Genomic DNA, 19,842 nt, shown 5'->3' with positions numbered 1-19,842 from the left:
CCATCACCGTTGTGGCAACGAATGGCGCCATCGCTTCCAGCTATTTCAAAAGCTGCGCAAAATCCGCTTTGATGCGGTCAAATGTCGCGGCGGAGGTAAGCGCAGGGTTGGCCCAGAAGCCAAATGCGTGCTCCATTTTGAGGGAAAACACGCCTTCAACCAATTCGCAGCCGCGCTTGATTGCCATGATGGGGCGCAGACCCAGTTCCTGCAGCGCTTCGCTGGTCTGGTCCAGTTCCGGATCCGGCAGGTTGGGAATCAGCAAAAAATGCACCTTCTCCTGCAAGGCCTTGGCGCCCGCGACGATTTTCGCAGGTGAGCCCGCAAAGCGCATGTGCATGAAATTGACGGTGGGTGCCGTGCCCAGCAGCGTCTGCAGCGTCATCACCGGCACGCAGGTGGCGTTCTGGCCGCCACGCAGGGAAACCTCGTTGCCCGGCCAGGCCGGCGCCGCGCCGGCAGGCAAGGCCAGCGCCACCTCAACTTCGCGCGCTTCGATTTCGCGCGCGCTGAGCCAGTCCGCCGGCTTGCTTTTCATCCAGCCCAGACCATCCACGCAGCCGATTGCGGCGGCCACCCGGCGATGCACGGGCTCGGACAGACCATTGACCGCCATGTGACGCGCGAGCCGCTGCTGGTTGCCGGACATCGGCTCGACAAAGGTCGCGTGGGTCTGCAGGCCCATGCGCCGGGCCAGCAGCACGGCGCGCACCCCGACCGGGCCCCAGCCCGCGCCCAGCTCCATGACTGCGTAGCGGCCCTGTGCGGCAAAGATGCTGGCGGTAGTCGCCAGAACTTCAAGATAGCCGACGCCGAAGCGTGGCAGCGAAATCCGCACCGGCCCTGGCCTGGTTGGCTTGAAGGAAGGCCAAAACCGTGGGTCCGTTTTCATGCCCGCGAAGTCGATGTGAAAACTTCCGCTGGCACTACCACGCCAAGCGCCAAATTTGGCCAGCATCGCGCGCGGCCCCTCAGGCTGCTGGATGGCGGCCGATGTCGGGACAGAATTCAGCATTTGAATATGAAGAAACCGATTTTTCGCTACAGTGCACGTTATGATATGAATCGTCAATCTTCTAGCGCGTTTATATGTCGCTTGCCTATTTTTCGCTGGTACAACCCGCCATCAGCCGGGTGCGTTTGGACTCGGTGAAGATCAACCGCGATACCGGTGAAATCAACGCTTCGATCGGGGTGATCAGCAATCGCCCGGCACGCGCCTTGTCGATTCGCTCGGTAGCCGCCGTGGACCTCGGCGAACTCAAGGCTCGCCGTGTTGCCGGCGACCGTTTCGTCGTCAGCGGCAAGCTTTTCGAACCCGGACAGCAGGTGGACGCCATCCAGGTGCGGCTCCTGACCTGGGAACGCCGCAAGCAACTGCTGGTCGTCCGGCTCCCCAAGAATGTGCTGGAATCGGGAGCCATCGAACAAATCAGCATCTGCAGCTTCGATGGCACCGTTGAAGTGGCAGGCCGCTTTGATCGCGTTTTCCGCCATCAGGAACTGATGGTGACGCTGGATCACATCCCGCTGGCCGGTCATGTGATTTGCGATGAGAGCGGCGGCTGGAAGTTTTCGGGTCGGCTGGCGACTTGTGCGGAAGGGGCCTGGTTCGACGTGAGCCTGAGCGAAGGCACCGAACTCGCGGTTACCGCCCGCCTGCCCGATGGCAGCCACCACCGTGTCGCCCAGGTGCCGAGCGGCGAACAGGTCACGCACGCCATAGGCGCCATCTGCGCCGTCGAGGCCGAGCGTTCGGGAAAGCGCCTGTATGTGCGTGGACATTTTCTGGCGCGCGACCGCAGAGGCCGCATCCTGCTGGAAATGAATGGCGAACGTCTGCCGCGCGCCGCCAAGCGCATCGCGGCGCCATGGCTGAGCGCGGCAGAGCTGGCCTGTCTCGACGATGAGCGCCCGGGATGGGAGTGGGCCGGCGACACCGAAGCGGACCTCGAAGGCGCCATGCTGCAGGCCACGCTTGAACTGGACGGCAAGCAGATCGCGAAAGTCAGCACCGTCATCCGCCCCGAGCACATGGTCGACACCGTTGGCCATGACAACCTTTACTTCGATTCGCCCTACCGCCCAGCCTTCCTCGAATTGCTCGAGGAAAAGCACGATCCGCTGGAACCCACCATCACCTTCATTTTCCCCGGCGATCTTTCCTCCGTGATGGGTGGCGGCCCCAGCCGCGTGGTGTCCATGGCGCAGTATCTGAAATCCATGGGCTATCAGGTTCTGTCCATCGAGCGCGTGCGTCCGGATAGCCTGCCGAATCCGGAACTCGTGCAGCGCATGGATGAGTTGTTCACCAGACGCTGGCGGCTGTCCGACGAGATGCTCGCGGACTTCGCAGCACTGGCCACGGACGAACTGGAAAGCGAGGCCGCCGCCGGCCCGGAGGCACAGAAGATCCTGATGGCGCTGCAGGCCGACGAGCAGGCCGCTTCCGACTCACTGATCGGCAGCCGCACCAATCCCCGTTTCAACGCGCTGGCGGCCTACTTCATCTCACGGCACAGCCCGGAATGCGTGATTGCCAACTTTGCCTGGACGGCTCCGGTTTTCGATCTGCTGCCGGACAGCATCTTCCGCGTTCTGGACACCCACGACCTTCAGTTCAAGCGCGCGGAGATGATTTCCACGGCCATCGGCGGCGACGCTTATCGCGCCGACATCGATGAAGAGCGCGAGCACCTGCTCAAGGCCGACATCGTGCTCGCCATCCAGCCGGAGGAGAAGGACGCGATCATCGATCTCACGGGCCGCAACAACGTGGTGCTCACCAGTCACGGTGTCGACATCCAGGATCTCTCTGCGGGCGAAGCCGACTCCAAGGTTGTGCTGTTCATCGGCAATCGCTACGAGCCGAACATCCTGGGCCTGCAGAACTTCCTGGCCACCACCTGGCCGCTGATTCTGGAGCAGGTTCCGGAGGCGCGTCTGGAAGTGGTGGGTGCCGTGGTGGAAGCCATCAGCGAGTGGCCGCAGGGCGTCATGCCTCTGGGCCGCGTGCCCGAACTCGAGGTGTACTACCGGCTGGCGGCCGTCGTCATCAATCCGGTGGAGATCGGCTCAGGACTGAACATCAAGACGGTGGAGGCCTTGGCATTCGGCAAGGCTCTGGTGTCCACCGGCTTCGGTATGAAAGGCCTGCCGGTCGATCCGGCCGCGGAAGGTGCCGCCATCCGTGCCGATGTGGGTGCCGATATGGCCAAGGCGGTTGTCGATCTGCTTCAGGCCCCTGAACTGCGCCAGGCGCTTGAGCAGTCGGCGCTGGGCTTTGCGCGACGCCACCTTTCGCCGCAAGCCACCTTCAATGAGCTGAAGAACACCCTGGAACTGCGGCTGTTCTGATGCAAGTCCGGGCAGCTGCCACACGCAGCTGCCCGGAGCTTCTTCAGCTGGCGCTCAACTCGAAGGCCGCGCGCTCAATCACTGTGGAGGCATCATCCGCGGAGTGGCCGAACTTGGCGCGATAGTCCTCGCGGAAACGGCGGCTGAACTCTTCGGTGTATTCATCCGCGAGCTTCTGCACACGCGCTTCCAGGGACAGCTCAGGGCTCTTGCCGGTGATGAACTTGACGATCGCCGCCAGCTGACCGCGGATATCGTTCTCGAGCTCTTCGTAGATCACGGTCATGATTTCGACACGGCTGCCCGGCCAGGCCGACTTGATCTGCGTCAGATCCTTCAGCAGACGCCGCTCACCATCGAGCATGGCCGCGTGATGCTTCATCAGCTCTTCGAAGCTGTAAGGAATCTGCTTTTCCTTGTACTTCGACAGCTCAGTGGAAGAGCGGATGTGATAGGCGTTGGTCAGCTGGGCCTTGTAATTGGAAATGGCCTGCGCAACCTTGTCGCGACGATACAGCAGCACGATGCGCTTGTTGGTGGCCCGCCCGATCACCTCGGCAGCGCCGGCCAGACTGGGTGAACCCCGCAGACGTTCCGCCAGATGCCAGATGATCTTGGTGCCCGCCACGCCATTGCGTGCCGTCAGCTGCGCGATGGTGTCCACGAAACGAGCCAGACGATCACGCCCCCCTACCCCGGCAGCCAGGAAGGAAAGCGGGTTGCGCACATGCTCTTTGGGCGCACCGAGCTGGTTGGCGGTCAGCAACTCCGCCAAGAACGTGCTGCCGGAACGCGGCGTGGAAACCACCGCGTACATGACCTCGATGGGGCCATCGAACTTGCGCTGCCTGCCCCAGTTGAAGCAGGCCGCGCGGGGATAGAAATCGTTCCAGAAGCCAAAGACCGCAGCCTGTGGCCATGCGGACCGCAGCGACTGCAAGAGGCTTTCTTCGTTGGAATCAGAAAAAACGATGTAATCAACCGTGTCTTCAGGAGCGGCCGGCAACTGCTCGAAGGCAAGTACCGCGGCCTGCTTTTCAAGCTGCCACTTGCCGATCTGCGTCGCGACACGCGCCTGCAGCGACGCTTCAACTACGAAGACCGTCCTGCGGGGCGACTTCGTGATGGCGAACCGCACATCATGCTCGCCGAAGGAAACATCGATCGCTTTTTCTGTTTGACTGGCTTGATCAGACAAGGGCCACCTTCAGGTAGGGCAAGAGAACGTCAGCTGCATCCCTCTGCATCTCGGGCGTCGGGTAATAGTAGTTTTCTGTTGGATCAGCTTTTTCAGGAAACAGGATCGCGGGAGAACCATCGAAACGGTTCACCAGCTGGTGCGGCCGCCCCCGCGTCGACACACACTCGAGGACTGTATCGAAATGGGGAGCCAATGTCTCCACCATCGAACGCGTCACAAAATGCGGGAACGAACCCATGATGTCATGGAAGCTGTTGAAGGAGCTGAAGTTGTAATCCATCTCCCGCTCCGAGAACCAGAACAAAACAGTCTTAGTTTTGATCTTTTCGCGAAGCGCCAGCATCGATTTGACGTAGGCACTGCGGGTTTGCAGGATCGCCTGCCAGAGCTTGCGGGCCGGAACGTTGTCCAGCAGGTATTTCCAGGCGTTGTTGACGAAAACAACCTCGCCCGTTTCCTTGATCTTGATGTTATTCGGGCGTACCGGATTGGGAGCCTGCAGATACGCATTGGCAGAGGCTCTTGCCGACATCGCCTGCAGGATCACCAGATCGCAGTCATTGAGGGCATCAAAGAAAGACTGCGGCATGGCAAGAAAAAATTCCGGCGATGCCCCGGAATAACCGAAATTCAGAGGCGCGATTCCCGCCTCCTTGGCCAGCATCTCGGATACCGGCGTCGGACAGAAGCGTGCAAAAAACTGCGCCGCGCCGATGAAGGCGACTTTCTTCTTGCCGGACTTCAGGGCCTCGCGATAGTCCGGCCCGCGAAAGAACACCTTGGACTCCGGAAAGTGGTACTGCTGGTAGTCCACGACCTCCCAGTCCGCGGGCTGGTAGCCATGCAAGTGCTTCGGCTCCTGCAGTCCGTACAGCCGGATATTCCGATCCGCGATTTTCTCCGTTGTAGGAGCGGCCTGACTGATGTCGGGTTGAGTGGTCATTGTCATTACTCTTTGTTTACCGCCGAACAAAAAAATGTTGCGCGCATGCACTAGGCCAGACACCTGATGGCGATATGAACCACTGCCGACACCTCAACTGGCCTTTGTTCAACTTCCCAGCCCCAAAGGCAGCTCAGGTATCACATGCCCAAATAAAGACGACAGCGCCTTGCGTCCAGAACATTCAAGCCGCAAGGCTGCCGCAGCACGAACAGTCCCCGCCATTCGATGCCGCGGCCACAAACCCTTTTACTCGCCGCGCCGCGCGTAAATCGACACCGACTGCGGCGAACCGATCAGCTGGATGGGCCGCAAAGTCTGCCGGTCATCGACACCTGCCGAAAAGCCCACACGCACTTCGAAGCCCGCCGCCTCGAGGATACGGATGATCCTGGTGGAGTTGCTGGGAAACTCGGCTGTCACATCGTTGCACTTGCAGAACACATGCTTGATCTGGCCCAGCTTGCCCGACAGCCTGCTCAGAATCTTCTCCGCGCCGTGCAGATCGATTCTCAGCATGTCCACCGGCTCATCGATCGCCCTGTCCAGGATATCGGCAGCCTCACCCTCCGGCTCGATACGGATATCGCTCAGCTTGTTGCGGGCGATGTTCCGCTCCAGCAGCGCTCGCAACGCCGGATTCGGCTCGAAAGCGCGAATCCGGGCCTGCGGCTTCAGACGCTTGAAGTAGTAGCTGGACAAGCCAATACCGGCGCCGGCGTCCACGATGAGCGGCGCATCGTCTGCGGACTCGAAAAAGCAGTCCAGACGTACGAACAAGGACTCCATGAGCGCCGGCAGAGGCTTGAGTCCCGCAATGCGGAAGATGCGCCCGCTCAGGTGCAGGTCGGCGTCAGTCAGCAGCTGGCGCAGGATGAAATCCCAGGGGTCGACGTCCGGCGCCTGGATGTACTGGTTCGCAGCTTCAAAGAAAGCATCCTGGCGGCCGGCGCTCAGGTACCAGCGCAGGGAGCGCAGGATGCGGATGAATTCCAGCTTGCGCTGCGCAGCCGTCGCGTCGAAGCTGGCGCTGAGTGCGTTGAATCGCTCGCCCAGATCGGCAGTGCTGCTCTTGGCGGGTGTGCTGGCGGCGGCGGGGACAGCCGCCGGCGCGGTCACAGGACTGCTGCTACGCGCAACGCTCTGCTGCTTTTGCTTTTTCTTGTTGGACATCGATCTTTACCTTCGCAGTGCTCTGTCTTGCCAGTTCCGCCGCTCAACTGGCCTTGACCGCGGGCTTGTTGTCGTGGAAGCGGATGCAGGTAACAGGCTTCTCCAGCCAGTCGGCGTCCTTGAAATACACGTTGACCACGCCGCACTTCTGACGGCGGCCGGAAGAGCTCAGGATGGACTTGAGTTCCTGCTGCGCCCGCTGAAGATAGCTCTCGAAGCAGAAAGCCATCATCGTTCCGGCAATGGCGCAGGGCACCAGCTTCGACGTCCCGTTCTGCAGGTAAGCAATGACGCCCGAGGACACGCCCGGCCACCAGTCGTTGAACACCTCGCTCAAGATCACGAAGCCGCGTTCGCTGAGAACCTTCTCCGCGAGTTCAAGGCCAGCCGTCACTTGCGCCGAGCTGGAGCCGCAATCGACGCTGAACAGACGCAGCTTGCCGCCAACCTTCTTGATCAGCTTGGCGGGCTGCACATCCGCCACGGACTCTTCGATCAGATGGAGATCGTCGGTGGCGCCGTAGTGATTGCGGAAGTTATCGAGAAAGCCCTGCTTCTCGATCGCCGCGCTGCCCGGCGCCGACTTCTCGGAACTGCCGAAGACATTGATTGCCACCTTGGGCTCACCGGGACGCGAGAGATGCGCCAGCGAGATGAACAGCTTGCCGTGCTGGATGCCCAGCTTGCCCACGCCGCCACGCTCGTCGTCGGCGCGCTGCACGGCGTCCAGGCAGCGGACCAGACGCAGGGAATTGTTGACGGCCCATCCAGGAACGGAATTGAAACCCTTCTTGAAATAGGTTTCGGCAGCGGAGGGTTGAGTGTTGGAAGCAGTGGCTACGGATGCCATGGGGGAGCTCCTCTCAATAAGGTGAGGTGAATGAACGAGACGCTGAACGGTGTGTCGGTTTGAAGCCTTGGTCCACGTGCTGACGGCAGTCAGTACCGCGGCTTACGGCAGTTCGTTTTCAATTCGCGTACGGGGAATACGTTCTGCAATCATGGATTGCGATGAGCAAGCCTTCAGTTCGATTCCCTGCAGCTTCAACCAGTCGTACCAGTCCCCCGACACTCCCGCACAGACATCAACCTCCTCCGGAATGATTTTGGGCCGGTTATAAGTCACGCCGGCTTCGTGCAACATCTTATTTCTTTCGGCCACGTCGTCGATGGCCTTGGCCCGCTTCAGAATCCTTGCGACCTCCGGGGAGGTCGTGTCATAGAAATGCGGCATCTGCGGCGAGTTCTTCACGCCGACATCCCAGCCCAGGGTGACGATCTTCTTCACCCGCATGTGATAGGCCAGATAGAAGCCGATTTCATACAGAACGCCGGGCCCCCAGGGCCGCAGCGGCGACTTCTCAAAGGTGTAGTCGTCAAAACGCTTGGACAGCGCGAGCTGATCCTGCAGGTCCGAAGGCGTGGGCACCTCCAGCTCGATGTCGGAGCCCAGGAATACCGGAGGATCCTTGGGGCCATGTTCCTTGATCACGACGGGACGCTCGCCCGTGAAATCGTAGCGCCGGAAGTTCCAGCTGTTCAGCAGCAGAAAATCGGACACGCCGTTGACAAAATCAAGGGCCTGCTTGATGACCATGACGCACTGGTCCTTCATCAGCTCGCTCAACTTCTCAGGCGAGTATTCGGACAGCGAAGGTCCACAGGCCAGGATGAAGACGGTCTGACCCTCGTAGGCTCCCTGCAGCCCATCAAGTTTTTCCTTGATGGATTTTTTCGGATCGGTCAGCAGCGGAAACAGCTTTCGTGTAGTCGGGTGCATGTTTACCTCATCGATTTTCTACGTAGCCCTTGGCTGGACAGACCCGCGCCCGGAACCTCATCCAATGCCAAGTTGTGGGGGAAAGAGAACCCTGAAAAAGCCCGGGTCCGAAAACAAAAAAATGTGCCACGGGAGGCACGTACGGCACTCATCGCTTTGGTGTATCCATCGGATGTCCCGTTCATTGGCAGGCAAAATATGCGCCTATAAGCCGATAGCACTAGCTCGCGGAATGCACGATCGGATACAAGGCTGCGGCGATCGCCAGATCCTCCGCAGTCTTGATGACATGTCCGGCGAGACGGCTCACCGGGTGATACCCGATCTTGCCCGCATAACTGGCGCAGGCACCTGCCTGCACGGCAGCCAGATAGGTGGCGCGGCGCCAGCCGGTGATCGCCCAGACGATGCGGCGCACGGGCAGCTGATCCTGCGAGTTGGTCTTGCGCTCGAAGCTGAAATTGATCGGCTTGCCGTCGTACACACACTCCAGCTGCTCGTCGACCACGCTGAGGCGCACATCGTCGGGCTCGGCCGCCATCGCCTGAACGAAGGCCTTCACTTCTTCCGTAGTCAGCAGCGGGGCAATGGAATGCACTTGAAACAGACGATCACAGGGATGCTTTTCCAGAAACTCGGCAACGAACTGTTCGCTGGTCGCCACGTTATTGCCCAGGTGCTCCGGGCGCTTGTGAAAACCCACGCCTTCGCTGCGCGCAATTTCGCCGAAAACCTCGCTCTCCGAATTCACCCAGACCTCATCGAACACGCCCGCTGCCTTGCATTTGCGGATCGCATGCACGATCAGAGGTTCGCCGGCCAGCGGCAGAAGATTCTTCTGCTTGAGCCTTTGACTGCCCATGCGGGCCGGGATCATTGCTACGTTTGCCATACTCTTCGCCTCAATTTCTTCTGACTGATGCCTCAACCGCCGCCTACATCAAGCTGCGACGTTCATTCGTCCCCAGATTACCGGGCCCAGTCCGGAATGTGATCCAGCGGATCGGTGGCGTTGGCCAGCCCTTCGATCGCCGCCCGCCCCATCGCCAGAACCGCTTCAGCGGCACTGCCACCGATGTGCGGAATCGCAATGAAGTTCGGCAGATTGATCAGTTCGGTGTCCGTGGGCGGTTCCTTGGCAAAGACGTCGAAGCCCGCGCCGGCCAGCTTGCCCTCGATCAGCATCTTCTTGAGCACCGCCTCATCCACCAGTCCGCCGCGTGCGGTATTCACCAGAATGGCGTCGCTGCGCATCAAGCCCAGGCGCCGCTCATCCAGGAGATTGCGGGTGTTGCTGGTCAGTGGCAGATGCAGCGTCACGACATCGGCCTCCTTGAGCAGGGTATCGAGATCGCAGGACGTCACGCCATGCTCGGCGTAGAACTCCGAGAAGTCGCGGATATCGTGTGCAAGCACGCGACAGCCAAACGGCTTGAGCAGTTGAATCAGGTCCTTGCCGACATGACCACAACCGACCACGCCCACCACGCGATCCGACAGCTGACGCCCCAAGGTCTGTCGCCAGATTCCATCACGGACTTCCTTGCTGGTCTGAGGAATCAGTCGCAGTAGCGACAACATCAAACCGATCGCCAGCTCGGAAACCGAGCGACGGTTGACGCCGCCCTTCCAGCCAATCTTCACGCCCAGCCGCGAGGCCGCGTGCAGATCCACATTGTCCAGGCCCACACCGTACTTGCCGATGATGCGCAGCTCGGGCACTGCCTTGAGCAGACTTTCCGTGACTTTTTCCAATGCCACGACGGCACCGTCGTGTCCCTTGAGGAAGGCGATGATTTCCTCGCCCTCCAGCGTGCGCCCGGTGTCGTTGAACGTTACATCCGGGTACAGCTGCATCAGCTCGGCCCGCAAGGTGGGGTGACGCGAAAAGGACCGGGACAGCACAGCAACGCGCTTGGGCTTAATCATGTGAGCAGTTAGTTTGCAAAAGAAACGGCAACCGAACCGAACCGACCGAAAGTCGCTTTTGCCTGCGAACCTCGCGGGACGAGGTTATAGGCCGTGCAGCTGCCGGTTGCCACGAGCTGATTTCGGCGCAGAGTATAGCCCCTGCCTGTGGCCAGATTGACGAACTGCACCAGCGAGCCGAAAGGACCATCGATGATTTCGCTGCCGGTGCCGCGGGCAATGATCTGGCCATCGATCTCCAGCACGACTTCGGTATCCAGAAGCTCCGCAGGATCAAACTGCGCCTGGCCGGAGCCATGAATCAGAAAACCGGAAGCGCCATTGTCGGCCACCAGGCCGAAGGGCCCATGCACGCCGATGGCGGTGAAGCGGCTGCCCGGCACCTCCAGCGTGGGGAGCACTTCAGCAATCGCCGCCAGCACCTCTTGCGCCGAGTAAGGCTCAGACCGGGGCGGCAGGTCGCGCCCGAAACGGAAACCGAATTCCGACTCCACGCCGGTAAAGCGCGCGCCCTCGAGCACACTGCGCTCACGCGCATCCAGCACCACGGCTTGCGGCAGGGCGCCGAAGAAAATCCGGTCAAAACCATTTTTCTGGCGCACCGCCGGGGTGCTGGCGCCCAGCTTCCAGGCGCCCAGCTCGCCGATCCCCGCCACGATCCGGTCCTGAACCCGCTCCGCGCTCTCCAGAGAATCCGGCAGCAGTTCAGGCGACGGTTGCAGCGCCGTCGGCGAAAAATAAGTGGCCAGGATGTCCTGGGCGAGTTGCGCTTCGCGCGCAGCCACTTGCTGCTGCACCGTCACGACTGAGAACCTCTGGCCACATACACATTGAGCGGCTCCATGATGGAGGGCCCTTCGGCCCGTGCGGCCAGTCCCGCAGCGCCGGCAAGCGCGAGGCCAGCCGCCACATCCCACCACATGATCCCGTTTTCGCTGTAGCCGTCGAAGCGATCGACCGCCACCCAGGCCAGAGACAGTGCAGCGGAACCGATCATGCGCACTTTTTTCCAGTCCGCGATCAGCGTGGCGAAAGACTGCATGCCTTTGGTGGAGAAATCACCACGAACCGGAAATCCGGTGGCGATGATCTGCGGCTGCGGCTTCTTCAGCTCCACCTTGCGGCCGTTGATTTCCAGGCCGATGTGCGGCCCGCCACAGAAGGTCTCGTCACGCAGAAAATCGCAGATCGCGCCCACCAGCGGCTGACGCCCGTAGCAGAAGGCAACAGCCGTTGCGCACAGCGGCACGCCGCGGTGGTAGTTGAAGCTGCCATCCAGAGGATCGACCACCCAGTGATATCCGTCCGGATCCGGCTCGCCGACCCAGCCGGATTCTTCAGACAGAATCGGATAGGGCGAGTGCTCGCGCAAAGCCGCGACAATCAGCTTTTCAGAAGCGTGATCCGCTTCCAGCTTGATATCGCGTCCCTCCTGGGAGCGCGGCGCGATAGCCTGACGGAAGCCTTCGACCAGAATCGTGCGGCTGGCGATCGCGGCCCGACCGGCAATGAAGGCCGCAGCGCGCAGATCGGCAACCGTTTTACCCAACGGCAGGGGTGCTTCCACTGGTGATGACATGTGAACGGACTGTGGTTGAACGTCGATCAGACGGAATACTCGGCGCGCCCCACGACCATATCCACCACCGTGGTCAACCAGATCATGTGAATGCACTCCACGACGTTGTACGCCGCCGAGTCGATGAAGAAGTTGATGTCACCGAGCTTGCGCAGCGGGTTGTCCGCCGACTTGCCGGTAAAGGTCACCACCGGCATCTTCTGCTCTCGCGCGTATTCCGCCGCACGCACCACGCTCGGCGACTTGCCGGACACGGAGATCAGCACCGCAGCGTCACCCGGGCGGCCGTAGTGCTCGAAAGCACGCGCCAGCCAGTTGTCGTAGCCATAGTCATTGGCGAAGCAGGTGATCAGGTTGGCGTCGCTGAAGGTCAGCGAGGTCACCTTGGCCTGCTTGGTGAAATCGACCGCGCCGTGCGCAGCGATCGACGCGCTGGCGCCATTGCCGCCCATCATCAGCTTGCTCTTGCTGGCCTTGACCGCCAGGGCCAGATCACGAAACTTGATCAGGCTCTCGTACACTTCCTTGGATTGCGTGACCGGCGCATAACGACGGTAGTAGTCGTCAAGCCACAGGTTCCAGTTGGTGCCGGCTTCACTATTCATCTTTACCGCCCTCCGTTCAGGGTGTCGTACAACTGAGATGACTCACGTCGTTTGTTGCTGTAGATGCGATCAATCACATCCATGACCTGCAGCGCCTGCTCAGAGGTGCCAATGGTGGCGCCCTGGCCGCCGGTGATCGCATGCAAAAAGGCATCGGCCTCGCGGTCCCACGAGTTGTCGGTGTGGTACTTGAAGCGCTCTTCGTCCTCCCAGGTGGCGGCCGGCGCAGTGGAGCGATTGAGCGCCACCGTCAATTCTTCGTCGCCATAGCTGTTGGAGGACGTCTTCAGACCGTTGAGCACCATGTAGCCGCGCTCAAGGAACACCTCGATCGAAAACAGGTGTCGCCACTGCGTCATCGTGGAGTGCAGTGAAGCTTCGACGCCCGTGTTGGAGTCGCGCATGATGGCGAAGACATTGTCTTCCACATCCGCGATATTCCAGTAGCGGCTCGAAACCAGCGCGTGGATTTCGTCGAAGCTGCCCTTGGAGAGATACAGGAACAGATCCAGCATGTGGATGCCCTGGTCGATCAGGATACCGCCGCCGGCCAGCTTCTGATTGGCGCGCCAGGTGTTCAGGTAATTGTTGTCGACGCTCTTGCCGTAGCGGCCGCGCATCCAGAGAATTTTTCCGTACCTGCCCGAGCGGATCAGCTCGTGCATTTTCACCACGGCGTCATGATGCCGGTGGTTGAAGCCGTACATCAGCACCTTGCCGGCGGCGATTTCGGCCGCCTGAATCTCCCGCACCTCTGCGGCATTGAATGCCGGCGGCTTTTCGCAGAAGACATGCTTGCCCGCGCGCAGTGCGCTGATCGTCGTGTCCTTGTTGAGGTGATTGGGAAGACAGACGAAGACCGCGTCGATGTCGGGGTCGTCAATGATTTCCTGGGCGGTGGCCGCCCTTTGATACTCGCACGGGCTCGTGTCATAGGAATCAAAGACTTTCGTCACCTTCACATCGGCATGACCCTTGACAGAATCAGCACGGATCCTGCCCATCTTGCCAAATCCGACCACCCCGATTTTCAACACAAATTATCCCTTTACGTTCAATAAACAGTGACGCCGCCGCAAAAAGGCAGCGCTTGTGGCAATCAACATAAGGTCGCCTGAGGCGACCAGCATTTACGGGCGGCGCCATACGATGGGCCGCGAGTTCCGACGTCTAACTCACAGGCAGATTTCTTCCCGCCATGATTCCGTCGATTGAAGCTTCTGGCGAGTTGACGCAAAAACCATGCGCATTGCCATCCTTCCCGGCTTCGCCCCATGCCCGCAGCCCTATCTCATTCACAACACAACAATTTCCAATCCGAAACGCACACATCGCCAGTTCCGCGTCTTGCGAACGCACTAGCTGATCAGATCGGTCCGCTGCAATTCGGTCAGGATATCGGCGAAATGTTGCCGCCCCCGGTCAAACGAAAGATTGTCTATAACGTACCTGCGTCCGGCCCCTGACATCCGCGCCCAAAGCTTGCGGTCCGAGTACACCCGTGTCAGCTCCGCCGCAAAGCTCTCAGGATCGTCGGCAACCAGTACCTGTGCGCCATGGGATGTGCCGGTGCCCTCCACCGCGACCGAAGAACCGACGACCGGCACGCCGTGCGCCAAACTGGTGGCCAGCTTGCCCTTGAACCCGGCGCCGAACCGAAGTGGTGCAATACTAACACGATGACGGTCGAATGCAGCAGACAAATCCGGAACAAACCCTTCTATCAGTATGTCTTCAGCAGCTAAGTTGAAGACTTCTTCCGGCATCTTGCTTCCATAGATGTGCAGGGCCACGCCAGGCATCCGCGCCCTCACCAGGGGCATGACAAAACTGACAAAGTATTGAATTGCATCAAGATTGGGCGGATGACCAAAACCGCCCAGGAACATGAATCCCGCGCGCCGCGAAAATGACGGCAGGGCGCGACGCTCCGCCTCGATGACCCAGGGCAGGTAGTGCAGCCTGGCTCCGGGCGCCTCCTGACGCAGGATGTCGATTTCGGCACTGTTGCAGACGATGGTGCAGTCCACTGCCCTGACCACCTCCAGTTCCCGCGCCTTTTCCTGCTCGATCGCCTCGTACTGGGCCGGCAATGGGTTCAGTCCCACCTCGCGCATTTTCCGCAGGTAATGCAGATCGGCGTTGTTGAACAGGATCGGCACGCCCGGAGCGCGGCGTCGCAGGATCGGCAGTGCCTCCTCGGCCGTGGTGTAGCGATGCAGGTAGATGAGGTCGAATTCGCCGGGACGACGCTGCAGGAAGTCCTCGAGATCACTGTAGTGAGGATGGTAGATCGCCTCGATGCCGCTTCTCTGCAAATCCCGGGTGTACGGGCTGCTGAGCGCAAAATTGTCGATGGGAATGAAGGTGACCCTGAATCCCATCGCTTGCAGGATCTTCATGTGGGCCATGGCCACGGTGGAGCCGGCATCCTGGTCCGGCGTGGGCGTCGTGGCGTCGATGAACAAAGCCCGCTTGCGACAACCACGGTCGCGCTCCAGGGCTGCTTGCACGCCACGCGGCCGATGCTCCTGCAGCTGGCTGTGCCAGCGCTTGAGGAAGCGCTGCTGGTTGCGCAGCTGGTAGGCCTTGATGCCTTTTTCGGGATCCTTGCCGGAACTGATTCCTTCGCAGTGGATCACCACGGACAAGGGCTGATACACCACGTCGTAACCCGCCTGCCGGATACGCAAGCACAGGTCGGCATCTTCGTAATAGGCAGGCCGATAGTGTCTGTCGAAGCCGCCCAGTTCATCCCAGATGGCTCGCGGGATCATGATGGAAGCACCGGAGCAGTAGTCCACCTGCCGCCGGTAATTGAAATCCGGGCTCTCGGGATCTTCCAGTCGGCCATAGTTCCAGGCCGTGGCGTCGCGCCAGACGATGCAGCCGGCTTCCTGCAGCTGGCCATTGGGATAGAGCAGCTTGGAACCCGCCAGGCCCACCTTGGCGTCGTCGAAGGTCTGCAGCAATTCGTCCACGGCCCCGGGCGTCAGCAAGGTGTCGTTATTCAGCAGCAACAGGTATTCGCCCCGGGCCCTGCTTGCGCCCCGGTTGCAGCTTTCGATGTAGCCCTGATTGCTTCGATTTCTGATCAGGCGCACACCCTGAACCAGATCCTTGATCCAGAGCGTCTCGTCCGCGGAGGCATCGTCGACGACGATCACCTCGGCCGACGCCGCCGGCCAGTGCCTCAGCAGCGAGGCCAGACATTGGTAGGTGAAGAAGAACTGATTGAATACCGGAATGACGATGGAGACCTTGGGCTTGTCGCTGTCCGGAAAAACCAGTGGCGGGAACCTGCTCCGCAGGGAAGCCAGTGCAGCCGACCGCCTTTTTTGCGGCGCCTGCGGCTGTCGGGCGGTCTGCGCAGCGTCCAGGCCGCGACGGCCCAGCACCCGGTAGACGTTTTCGAGTCCCGCCTGCAATCCGTCCAGATTCAACTCACCCGGCGCCGCATCCAGCGCCTCGTACAGCTCGCGCAGAACGTCCACGTCCTGGCGCAGTCGCTTGATACCGGAATCCCGTTTGTTCCTGGCCCGTTTTTCCAGGGACGACAGCTGCGCGCCGATGCGCTCCAGCAGCTGCCCGGTCTTCGTGTGCGTCTCCTGGTAGAGCAGCCGCACATAGGCCTCGGCGCCCTTGGGTTCCGCCGCTTCCACGAAGACGGCGAAGCTCAATGCCTTGCTGCTGCCATCGCTGGCATGCGCCAAGACTTCCACCACCCGCTCACCCTTGGCCAGGTCGCGCCGGGGGATACGCAATTCAAAACCGCTGCGCAGGGAGTTGCGAACCTCCGGGAAAACCGCCATCACGTCAGCGCGTGCAATGCGTGGCCGGGTGCTGCCCAGACTTTTGCCATCGACCAGAACCTTGATTTCCTCAAGTCCCTCCTCGGCAAAAGCCCAGCCGGCCACCAGCAGATCATCGCTGACATGAAACACCGGCCCGTTCGCGAAAGTCGGTGCCTCCAGAAACATCAGGATGCCGGCCTCGAAGCTCGCCCGTCCCGGCGCTGCATGGCCGCCACCACGCGCAGGGCCGGGCAGATTCAGCAGGAACGAAATCGTTTCGGCCTTGCAGTGTTCACCGATCAGACGCAGCACCAGTCGCGAGTTTTCCCGCGCAGGCGTGCGCAGCCTGCCGTAGAAAGTGAAATCCGCGCGATGCACCGTCGGCTCCGGCGCCGCCTCATCGCCCCGCAAGGGCGAGCATTCGGCAAAACCAAGCTCCACCTCATCCACGGCCACGGTGATGTTGCGGATCGAGCCGACGCATTCGACCCAGCCGGAGAGATGCAGGGTCCCGTCCGCGCCGACAGACAGGGCACGCAGGCCATGCTGGCGGTAAAAATAAACCGGGCGCACGCGGCTTCTGCCGGCCGTTGCCGGAGGCGCATCCAGCGACCGCGCCTGCTGCTCCGCGCCCTGCGCCGCGGAACGCTGGATGAAATGAAGCAGGGGATTGTCAGGCTGCTGCCCCTCTTCCCGACATTGGTGCAGATAGGCATCCACATCGAATTGAAGGCTGGGCCGATACCCTTTGGCGGCGCCTTCATTGAGGTAGTGGATAATGGGGTCGACATTGGCCTGGGCCAGCTCGGGATGCGCGGCGAGGTAGTAAGCCGCGTCAAACAAGCCCGACTCTGCGATCAACTGGTATTTGTGGAAAAGCGACATGGCTTCTATTTGATTGCCGACAAGCGGCGGCCTGTATTTGAAAACGCCCTGAGCAGGCGCCGCAGGACACAAAACGTCACTGCAAACTCGTGACCACCCAGCTGACTGTCAGCAAAATTTCAGCCCCGTTGGTTTCAATAGCATACTTTTTGCCGGTGGAACCCGGCCATGCCAGGAGCCGGACTTCATGCCGCAGACCCACCAGGGCGAAGTCGCCCGGCCACACCACTGTGACTATTGCCAGTAGTTCCTGCCAACTGGCTTATACTGCCCCGCCCGCCTTGGTGGCCCGGCCTTAAATTTTTTCTTTCCTTTTTTAAATCAGGCTTTTATCCAAAACAAGCTGCGATTGCTTTTTGCCAATGACGAAACCTTTTGAAGCAAGCAGGCCTGCCGAGCGGTCCACCGAGAGCAGCGCCCTACATGGCCTCGTCGCCATTGCCCGGCATCTCGGCATCGACGCCAGCTACAACGAGCTGCGCCGCAACTACGCACTGCCGGCAGGCGAGCCCGAAACCCCGATGTTGCTGGCCATTGCCCGCGACCTGGGGATTTCCGCCCGCAGCATGCGTGTCCGCTTCAAGGACCTGGCGACGCTCAGCAAGTCGATGCCGGCGCTGATCCGCGTGACTGGCAACGCCGCACTGCTCGTCGAATCGGTCGGCGTCGATCCGCGCGCCGGCGTGGTGGCCATGCTGCGCGACCCGACCTCCCTGGACAATGTTCGCACCGTTGTCGACGAAGCCAAGCTCAGCGGCATCTGGCAGGGTGAAATCATCCTGTTCAAGCGCCGCTACGCGACCACGGACGAATCGCGCCCGTTCAGCATGTCCTGGCTGCTGGGTCAGGTTCTGCGCGAACGACGCCTGTTCATCGATATCGGCATGGGCGCGATCATCACCACCATCTTCGCGCTGATGCCGCCGTTCATCTTCAAGATCGTGATGGACAGGGTGCTGGTCAATCAGTCCTTCTCGACACTCGAAGTGCTGTCCGGCGCCGTCATCATCGCCATGCTGTTCGAAGCGATCCTGATGCATCTGCGCCGACATCTGGTGGAGGTCGTGACCGCGCGCGTCGACGGCCGGCTGAACCTTTATGTCGTCGACAAGCTTCTGAAGCTGCCGATGGACTACTTCGAGCGCAACCCCACCGGCATGACCATGAGCAAGATCAGCCGCCTGTGGCAGATCCGCTCGTTCGTCACCGGCCAGCTGTTTGGCACCATTCTCGACACCATTCCCTTGCTGGGCCTGGTGCCGGTGTTGTTCGTTCTCGACTACCGCCTCGCCTCACTGGTGTTCGCGCTGAGCATCATCGTCTTCATCATCGTCAGTCTGTTCATCAAGCCGATCTCCAGGCGCTTCGCCTTTGTGGTCAAGGCCGAACAGAAGCGCGGCTCGCATCTGATCGAAACCCTGCATGGCATGCGCACCATCAAGGCGCTGACCCTGGAAGGCCGCCGGCGCCGCGAGTGGGACGCCCTGATCGCGGAAACCATCGAAGCCAAGTTCAAGCTCGGCAAGATCGCCAGCTTCCCGCATACGCTGTCCCTGCCATTCGAGCGCCTGATCTACTCGGGTTCATTCTGTCTTGGCGCCTATCTGGCACTCACCGCGCCGCAGGATCTCAGCGCCGGTGCGCTGGGTGCTTTCGCCATGCTGGCGATGCGTGTGGGACAGCCGCTGATGCGCATCGCGCAGCTGCAGCTGGAACTGGCCGAAGCCCGCGGCGCCGTCCATGAACTGGCAACCGTGATGAACTCACCGCCCGAAGACACGCGTGAAGACTCCGGCATGCGCCAGCCCATTCATGGCGCCGTGAGTTTCCAGAACATCCGTTTCCGTTATTCCGCAGACGCTCCCTACGCCCTGGACAATGTGTCCTTCTCGGTGCCGGCCGGCACCATGCTGGGCGTGGTTGGGCGCAGCGGCTCCGGCAAGACCACCGTGACCCGCCTGCTGCAGCGCCTCAACGCCACTTACGAGGGGCTGATCAAGATTGATGGCATGGACCTGCGCGAGATCAATCTGCGCCATCTGCGCTCCAATATTGGCATCGTGCTGCAGGAGAATTTTCTCTTCGCGGGCTCGGTGCGGGACAACATCTCGATCGCCAAACCGGACGCTTCGCTGGCCGAGATCGTGCACGCCGCGCAGCTGGCCGGCGCCGAGGAATTCATCGAGCGCATGCCCAGAGGCTATGAGACGCGCCTGGAGGAAGGTGCCGCCAATCTGTCGGGTGGACAACGTCAGCGTCTGGCCATCGCGCGCGCGCTGCTGACCAATCCCCCGATCCTGCTGCTCGACGAGGCCACCAGCGCCCTGGACGCCGAGAGCGAGGCGATCATCAACGCCAATCTCAAGCGCATCGCCACCGGCCGCACGGTGATCAGCATCTCCCATCGTCTGTCGACCCTGGTCGACGCCGATACCATCCTGGTTCTGGAGAGAGGTCGTTTCTACGACATGGGTCCGCACGACGATCTGCTTGAGCGCTGCGACATCTACCAGCAGCTCTGGTACCAGCAGAACCGCCATATCGAGCGCAGCCACAAGAAAGCGCCGATCGCGTCCATCGGTCAAGGTTGAGCATC

The 19,842-nt window shown here is 60.9% G+C and carries 15 protein-coding genes; 2 read left to right on the top strand and 13 right to left on the bottom strand.

Translation table 11 applies throughout. The features are described 5' to 3' along the window. Nucleotides 1-40 precede the first annotated feature (40 nt). Nucleotides 41-1,015 carry a hypothetical protein gene (locus BMY12_RS03855; protein ID WP_143068830.1) on the bottom strand — a complete coding sequence of 325 codons (975 nt, stop codon included), beginning with the start codon at nucleotides 1,013-1,015 and terminating at the stop codon, nucleotides 41-43. Between the two features lie 74 nt (nucleotides 1,016-1,089). Between BMY12_RS03855 and BMY12_RS03850 the strand changes: the two genes are divergently transcribed. Further along, nucleotides 1,090-3,357 carry a glycosyltransferase gene (locus tag BMY12_RS03850; RefSeq protein ID WP_093282276.1) on the top strand — a complete coding sequence of 756 codons (2,268 nt, stop codon included), beginning with the start codon at nucleotides 1,090-1,092 and terminating at the stop codon, nucleotides 3,355-3,357. A gap of 43 nt (nucleotides 3,358-3,400) precedes the next feature. Here BMY12_RS03850 and BMY12_RS03845 read toward each other — a convergent pair whose 3' ends face one another. From BMY12_RS03845 to BMY12_RS03790, 12 genes are all read right to left on the bottom strand, one after another. After that, nucleotides 3,401-4,555, bottom strand: coding sequence for a Stf0 family sulfotransferase (locus BMY12_RS03845; RefSeq protein ID WP_143068829.1), 1,155 nt, complete (start codon nucleotides 4,553-4,555; stop codon nucleotides 3,401-3,403). Continuing rightward, entirely contained in the window at nucleotides 4,548-5,501 is a 954-nt protein-coding gene (locus BMY12_RS03840) for a DUF6473 family protein (protein ID WP_143068828.1), read from the bottom strand. The genes BMY12_RS03845 and BMY12_RS03840 overlap by 8 nt, the downstream gene beginning before the upstream one ends. Before the next feature lie 249 nt (nucleotides 5,502-5,750). Next, complete coding sequence (locus tag BMY12_RS03835) at nucleotides 5,751-6,674, bottom strand: FkbM family methyltransferase (RefSeq protein WP_093282268.1); 924 nt, start codon at nucleotides 6,672-6,674, stop codon at nucleotides 5,751-5,753. Between the two features lie 43 nt (nucleotides 6,675-6,717). Further along, nucleotides 6,718-7,524, bottom strand: coding sequence for a hypothetical protein (locus BMY12_RS03830; protein WP_093282265.1), 807 nt, complete (start codon nucleotides 7,522-7,524; stop codon nucleotides 6,718-6,720). 102 nt (nucleotides 7,525-7,626) lie between these two features. Next, entirely contained in the window at nucleotides 7,627-8,454 is an 828-nt protein-coding gene (locus BMY12_RS03825) for a hypothetical protein (RefSeq protein ID WP_093282263.1), read from the bottom strand. Between the two features lie 220 nt (nucleotides 8,455-8,674). Then, nucleotides 8,675-9,346 carry an acylneuraminate cytidylyltransferase family protein gene (locus BMY12_RS03820; RefSeq protein WP_093282261.1) on the bottom strand — a complete coding sequence of 224 codons (672 nt, stop codon included), beginning with the start codon at nucleotides 9,344-9,346 and terminating at the stop codon, nucleotides 8,675-8,677. 77 nt (nucleotides 9,347-9,423) lie between these two features. Continuing rightward, nucleotides 9,424-10,311: a phosphoglycerate dehydrogenase gene (locus BMY12_RS03815; protein ID WP_218140073.1), complete on the bottom strand. Its 888-nt coding sequence runs from the start codon at nucleotides 10,309-10,311 to the stop codon at nucleotides 9,424-9,426. Between the two features lie 80 nt (nucleotides 10,312-10,391). Continuing rightward, complete coding sequence (locus tag BMY12_RS03810; protein WP_093282256.1) at nucleotides 10,392-11,186, bottom strand: 2-keto-4-pentenoate hydratase; 795 nt, start codon at nucleotides 11,184-11,186, stop codon at nucleotides 10,392-10,394. Then, nucleotides 11,183-11,962 (bottom strand): inositol monophosphatase family protein, encoded by a 780-nt coding sequence (locus tag BMY12_RS03805; protein ID WP_093282255.1) that lies wholly within the window; start codon nucleotides 11,960-11,962, stop codon nucleotides 11,183-11,185. Before BMY12_RS03805 ends, BMY12_RS03810 begins: the two co-directional genes overlap by 4 nt. Nucleotides 11,963-11,988: 26 nt before the next feature. Then, nucleotides 11,989-12,567, bottom strand: a complete 579-nt coding sequence (locus BMY12_RS03800; RefSeq protein ID WP_093282252.1) for a D-sedoheptulose-7-phosphate isomerase — start codon at nucleotides 12,565-12,567, stop codon at nucleotides 11,989-11,991. A 2-nt stretch (nucleotides 12,568-12,569) separates the two neighbouring features. Next, nucleotides 12,570-13,589 (bottom strand): Gfo/Idh/MocA family protein, encoded by a 1,020-nt coding sequence (locus tag BMY12_RS03795; RefSeq protein WP_281242398.1) that lies wholly within the window; start codon nucleotides 13,587-13,589, stop codon nucleotides 12,570-12,572. A 336-nt stretch (nucleotides 13,590-13,925) separates the two neighbouring features. Continuing rightward, nucleotides 13,926-17,246 carry a glycosyltransferase gene (locus BMY12_RS03790; protein WP_093282248.1) on the bottom strand — a complete coding sequence of 1,107 codons (3,321 nt, stop codon included), beginning with the start codon at nucleotides 17,244-17,246 and terminating at the stop codon, nucleotides 13,926-13,928. Nucleotides 17,247-17,608: 362 nt separating this feature from the next. Here BMY12_RS03790 and BMY12_RS03785 point away from each other — a divergent pair, with 362 nt between their 5' ends. Further along, the gene (locus BMY12_RS03785; protein ID WP_093282245.1) at nucleotides 17,609-19,837 is read left to right on the top strand and encodes a peptidase domain-containing ABC transporter; all 2,229 of its coding nucleotides are present in this window, start codon (nucleotides 17,609-17,611) and stop codon (nucleotides 19,835-19,837) included. The last annotated feature ends 5 nt before the right edge of the window (nucleotides 19,838-19,842 follow it).

It is taken from the genome of Solimonas aquatica (assembly GCF_900111015.1).
Lineage (GTDB): Bacteria > Pseudomonadota > Gammaproteobacteria > Nevskiales > Nevskiaceae > Solimonas > Solimonas aquatica.
This window is presented reverse-complemented; position numbering and strand designations above follow the sequence as displayed.

What these genes read in the sequence shown, in the direction of transcription:
- BMY12_RS03785 (WP_093282245.1), top strand. Translation starts at nt 17,609, where the DNA reads ATGACGAAACCTTTTGAAGCAAGCAGGCCTGCCGAGCGGTCCACCGAG.
- BMY12_RS03800 (WP_093282252.1), bottom strand. Translation starts at nt 12,567, where the DNA reads ATGAATAGTGAAGCCGGCACCAACTGGAACCTGTGGCTTGACGACTAC.
- BMY12_RS03840 (WP_143068828.1), bottom strand. Translation starts at nt 5,501, where the DNA reads ATGACCACTCAACCCGACATCAGTCAGGCCGCTCCTACAACGGAGAAA.
- BMY12_RS03790 (WP_093282248.1), bottom strand. Translation starts at nt 17,246, where the DNA reads ATGTCGCTTTTCCACAAATACCAGTTGATCGCAGAGTCGGGCTTGTTT.
- BMY12_RS03835 (WP_093282268.1), bottom strand. Translation starts at nt 6,674, where the DNA reads ATGTCCAACAAGAAAAAGCAAAAGCAGCAGAGCGTTGCGCGTAGCAGC.
- BMY12_RS03805 (WP_093282255.1), bottom strand. Translation starts at nt 11,962, where the DNA reads ATGTCATCACCAGTGGAAGCACCCCTGCCGTTGGGTAAAACGGTTGCC.
- BMY12_RS03815 (WP_218140073.1), bottom strand. Translation starts at nt 10,311, where the DNA reads ATGCAGCTGTACCCGGATGTAACGTTCAACGACACCGGGCGCACGCTG.
- BMY12_RS03820 (WP_093282261.1), bottom strand. Translation starts at nt 9,346, where the DNA reads ATGGCAAACGTAGCAATGATCCCGGCCCGCATGGGCAGTCAAAGGCTC.
- BMY12_RS03830 (WP_093282265.1), bottom strand. Translation starts at nt 7,524, where the DNA reads ATGGCATCCGTAGCCACTGCTTCCAACACTCAACCCTCCGCTGCCGAA.
- BMY12_RS03850 (WP_093282276.1), top strand. Translation starts at nt 1,090, where the DNA reads ATGTCGCTTGCCTATTTTTCGCTGGTACAACCCGCCATCAGCCGGGTG.
- BMY12_RS03825 (WP_093282263.1), bottom strand. Translation starts at nt 8,454, where the DNA reads ATGCACCCGACTACACGAAAGCTGTTTCCGCTGCTGACCGATCCGAAA.
- BMY12_RS03855 (WP_143068830.1), bottom strand. Translation starts at nt 1,015, where the DNA reads ATGCTGAATTCTGTCCCGACATCGGCCGCCATCCAGCAGCCTGAGGGG.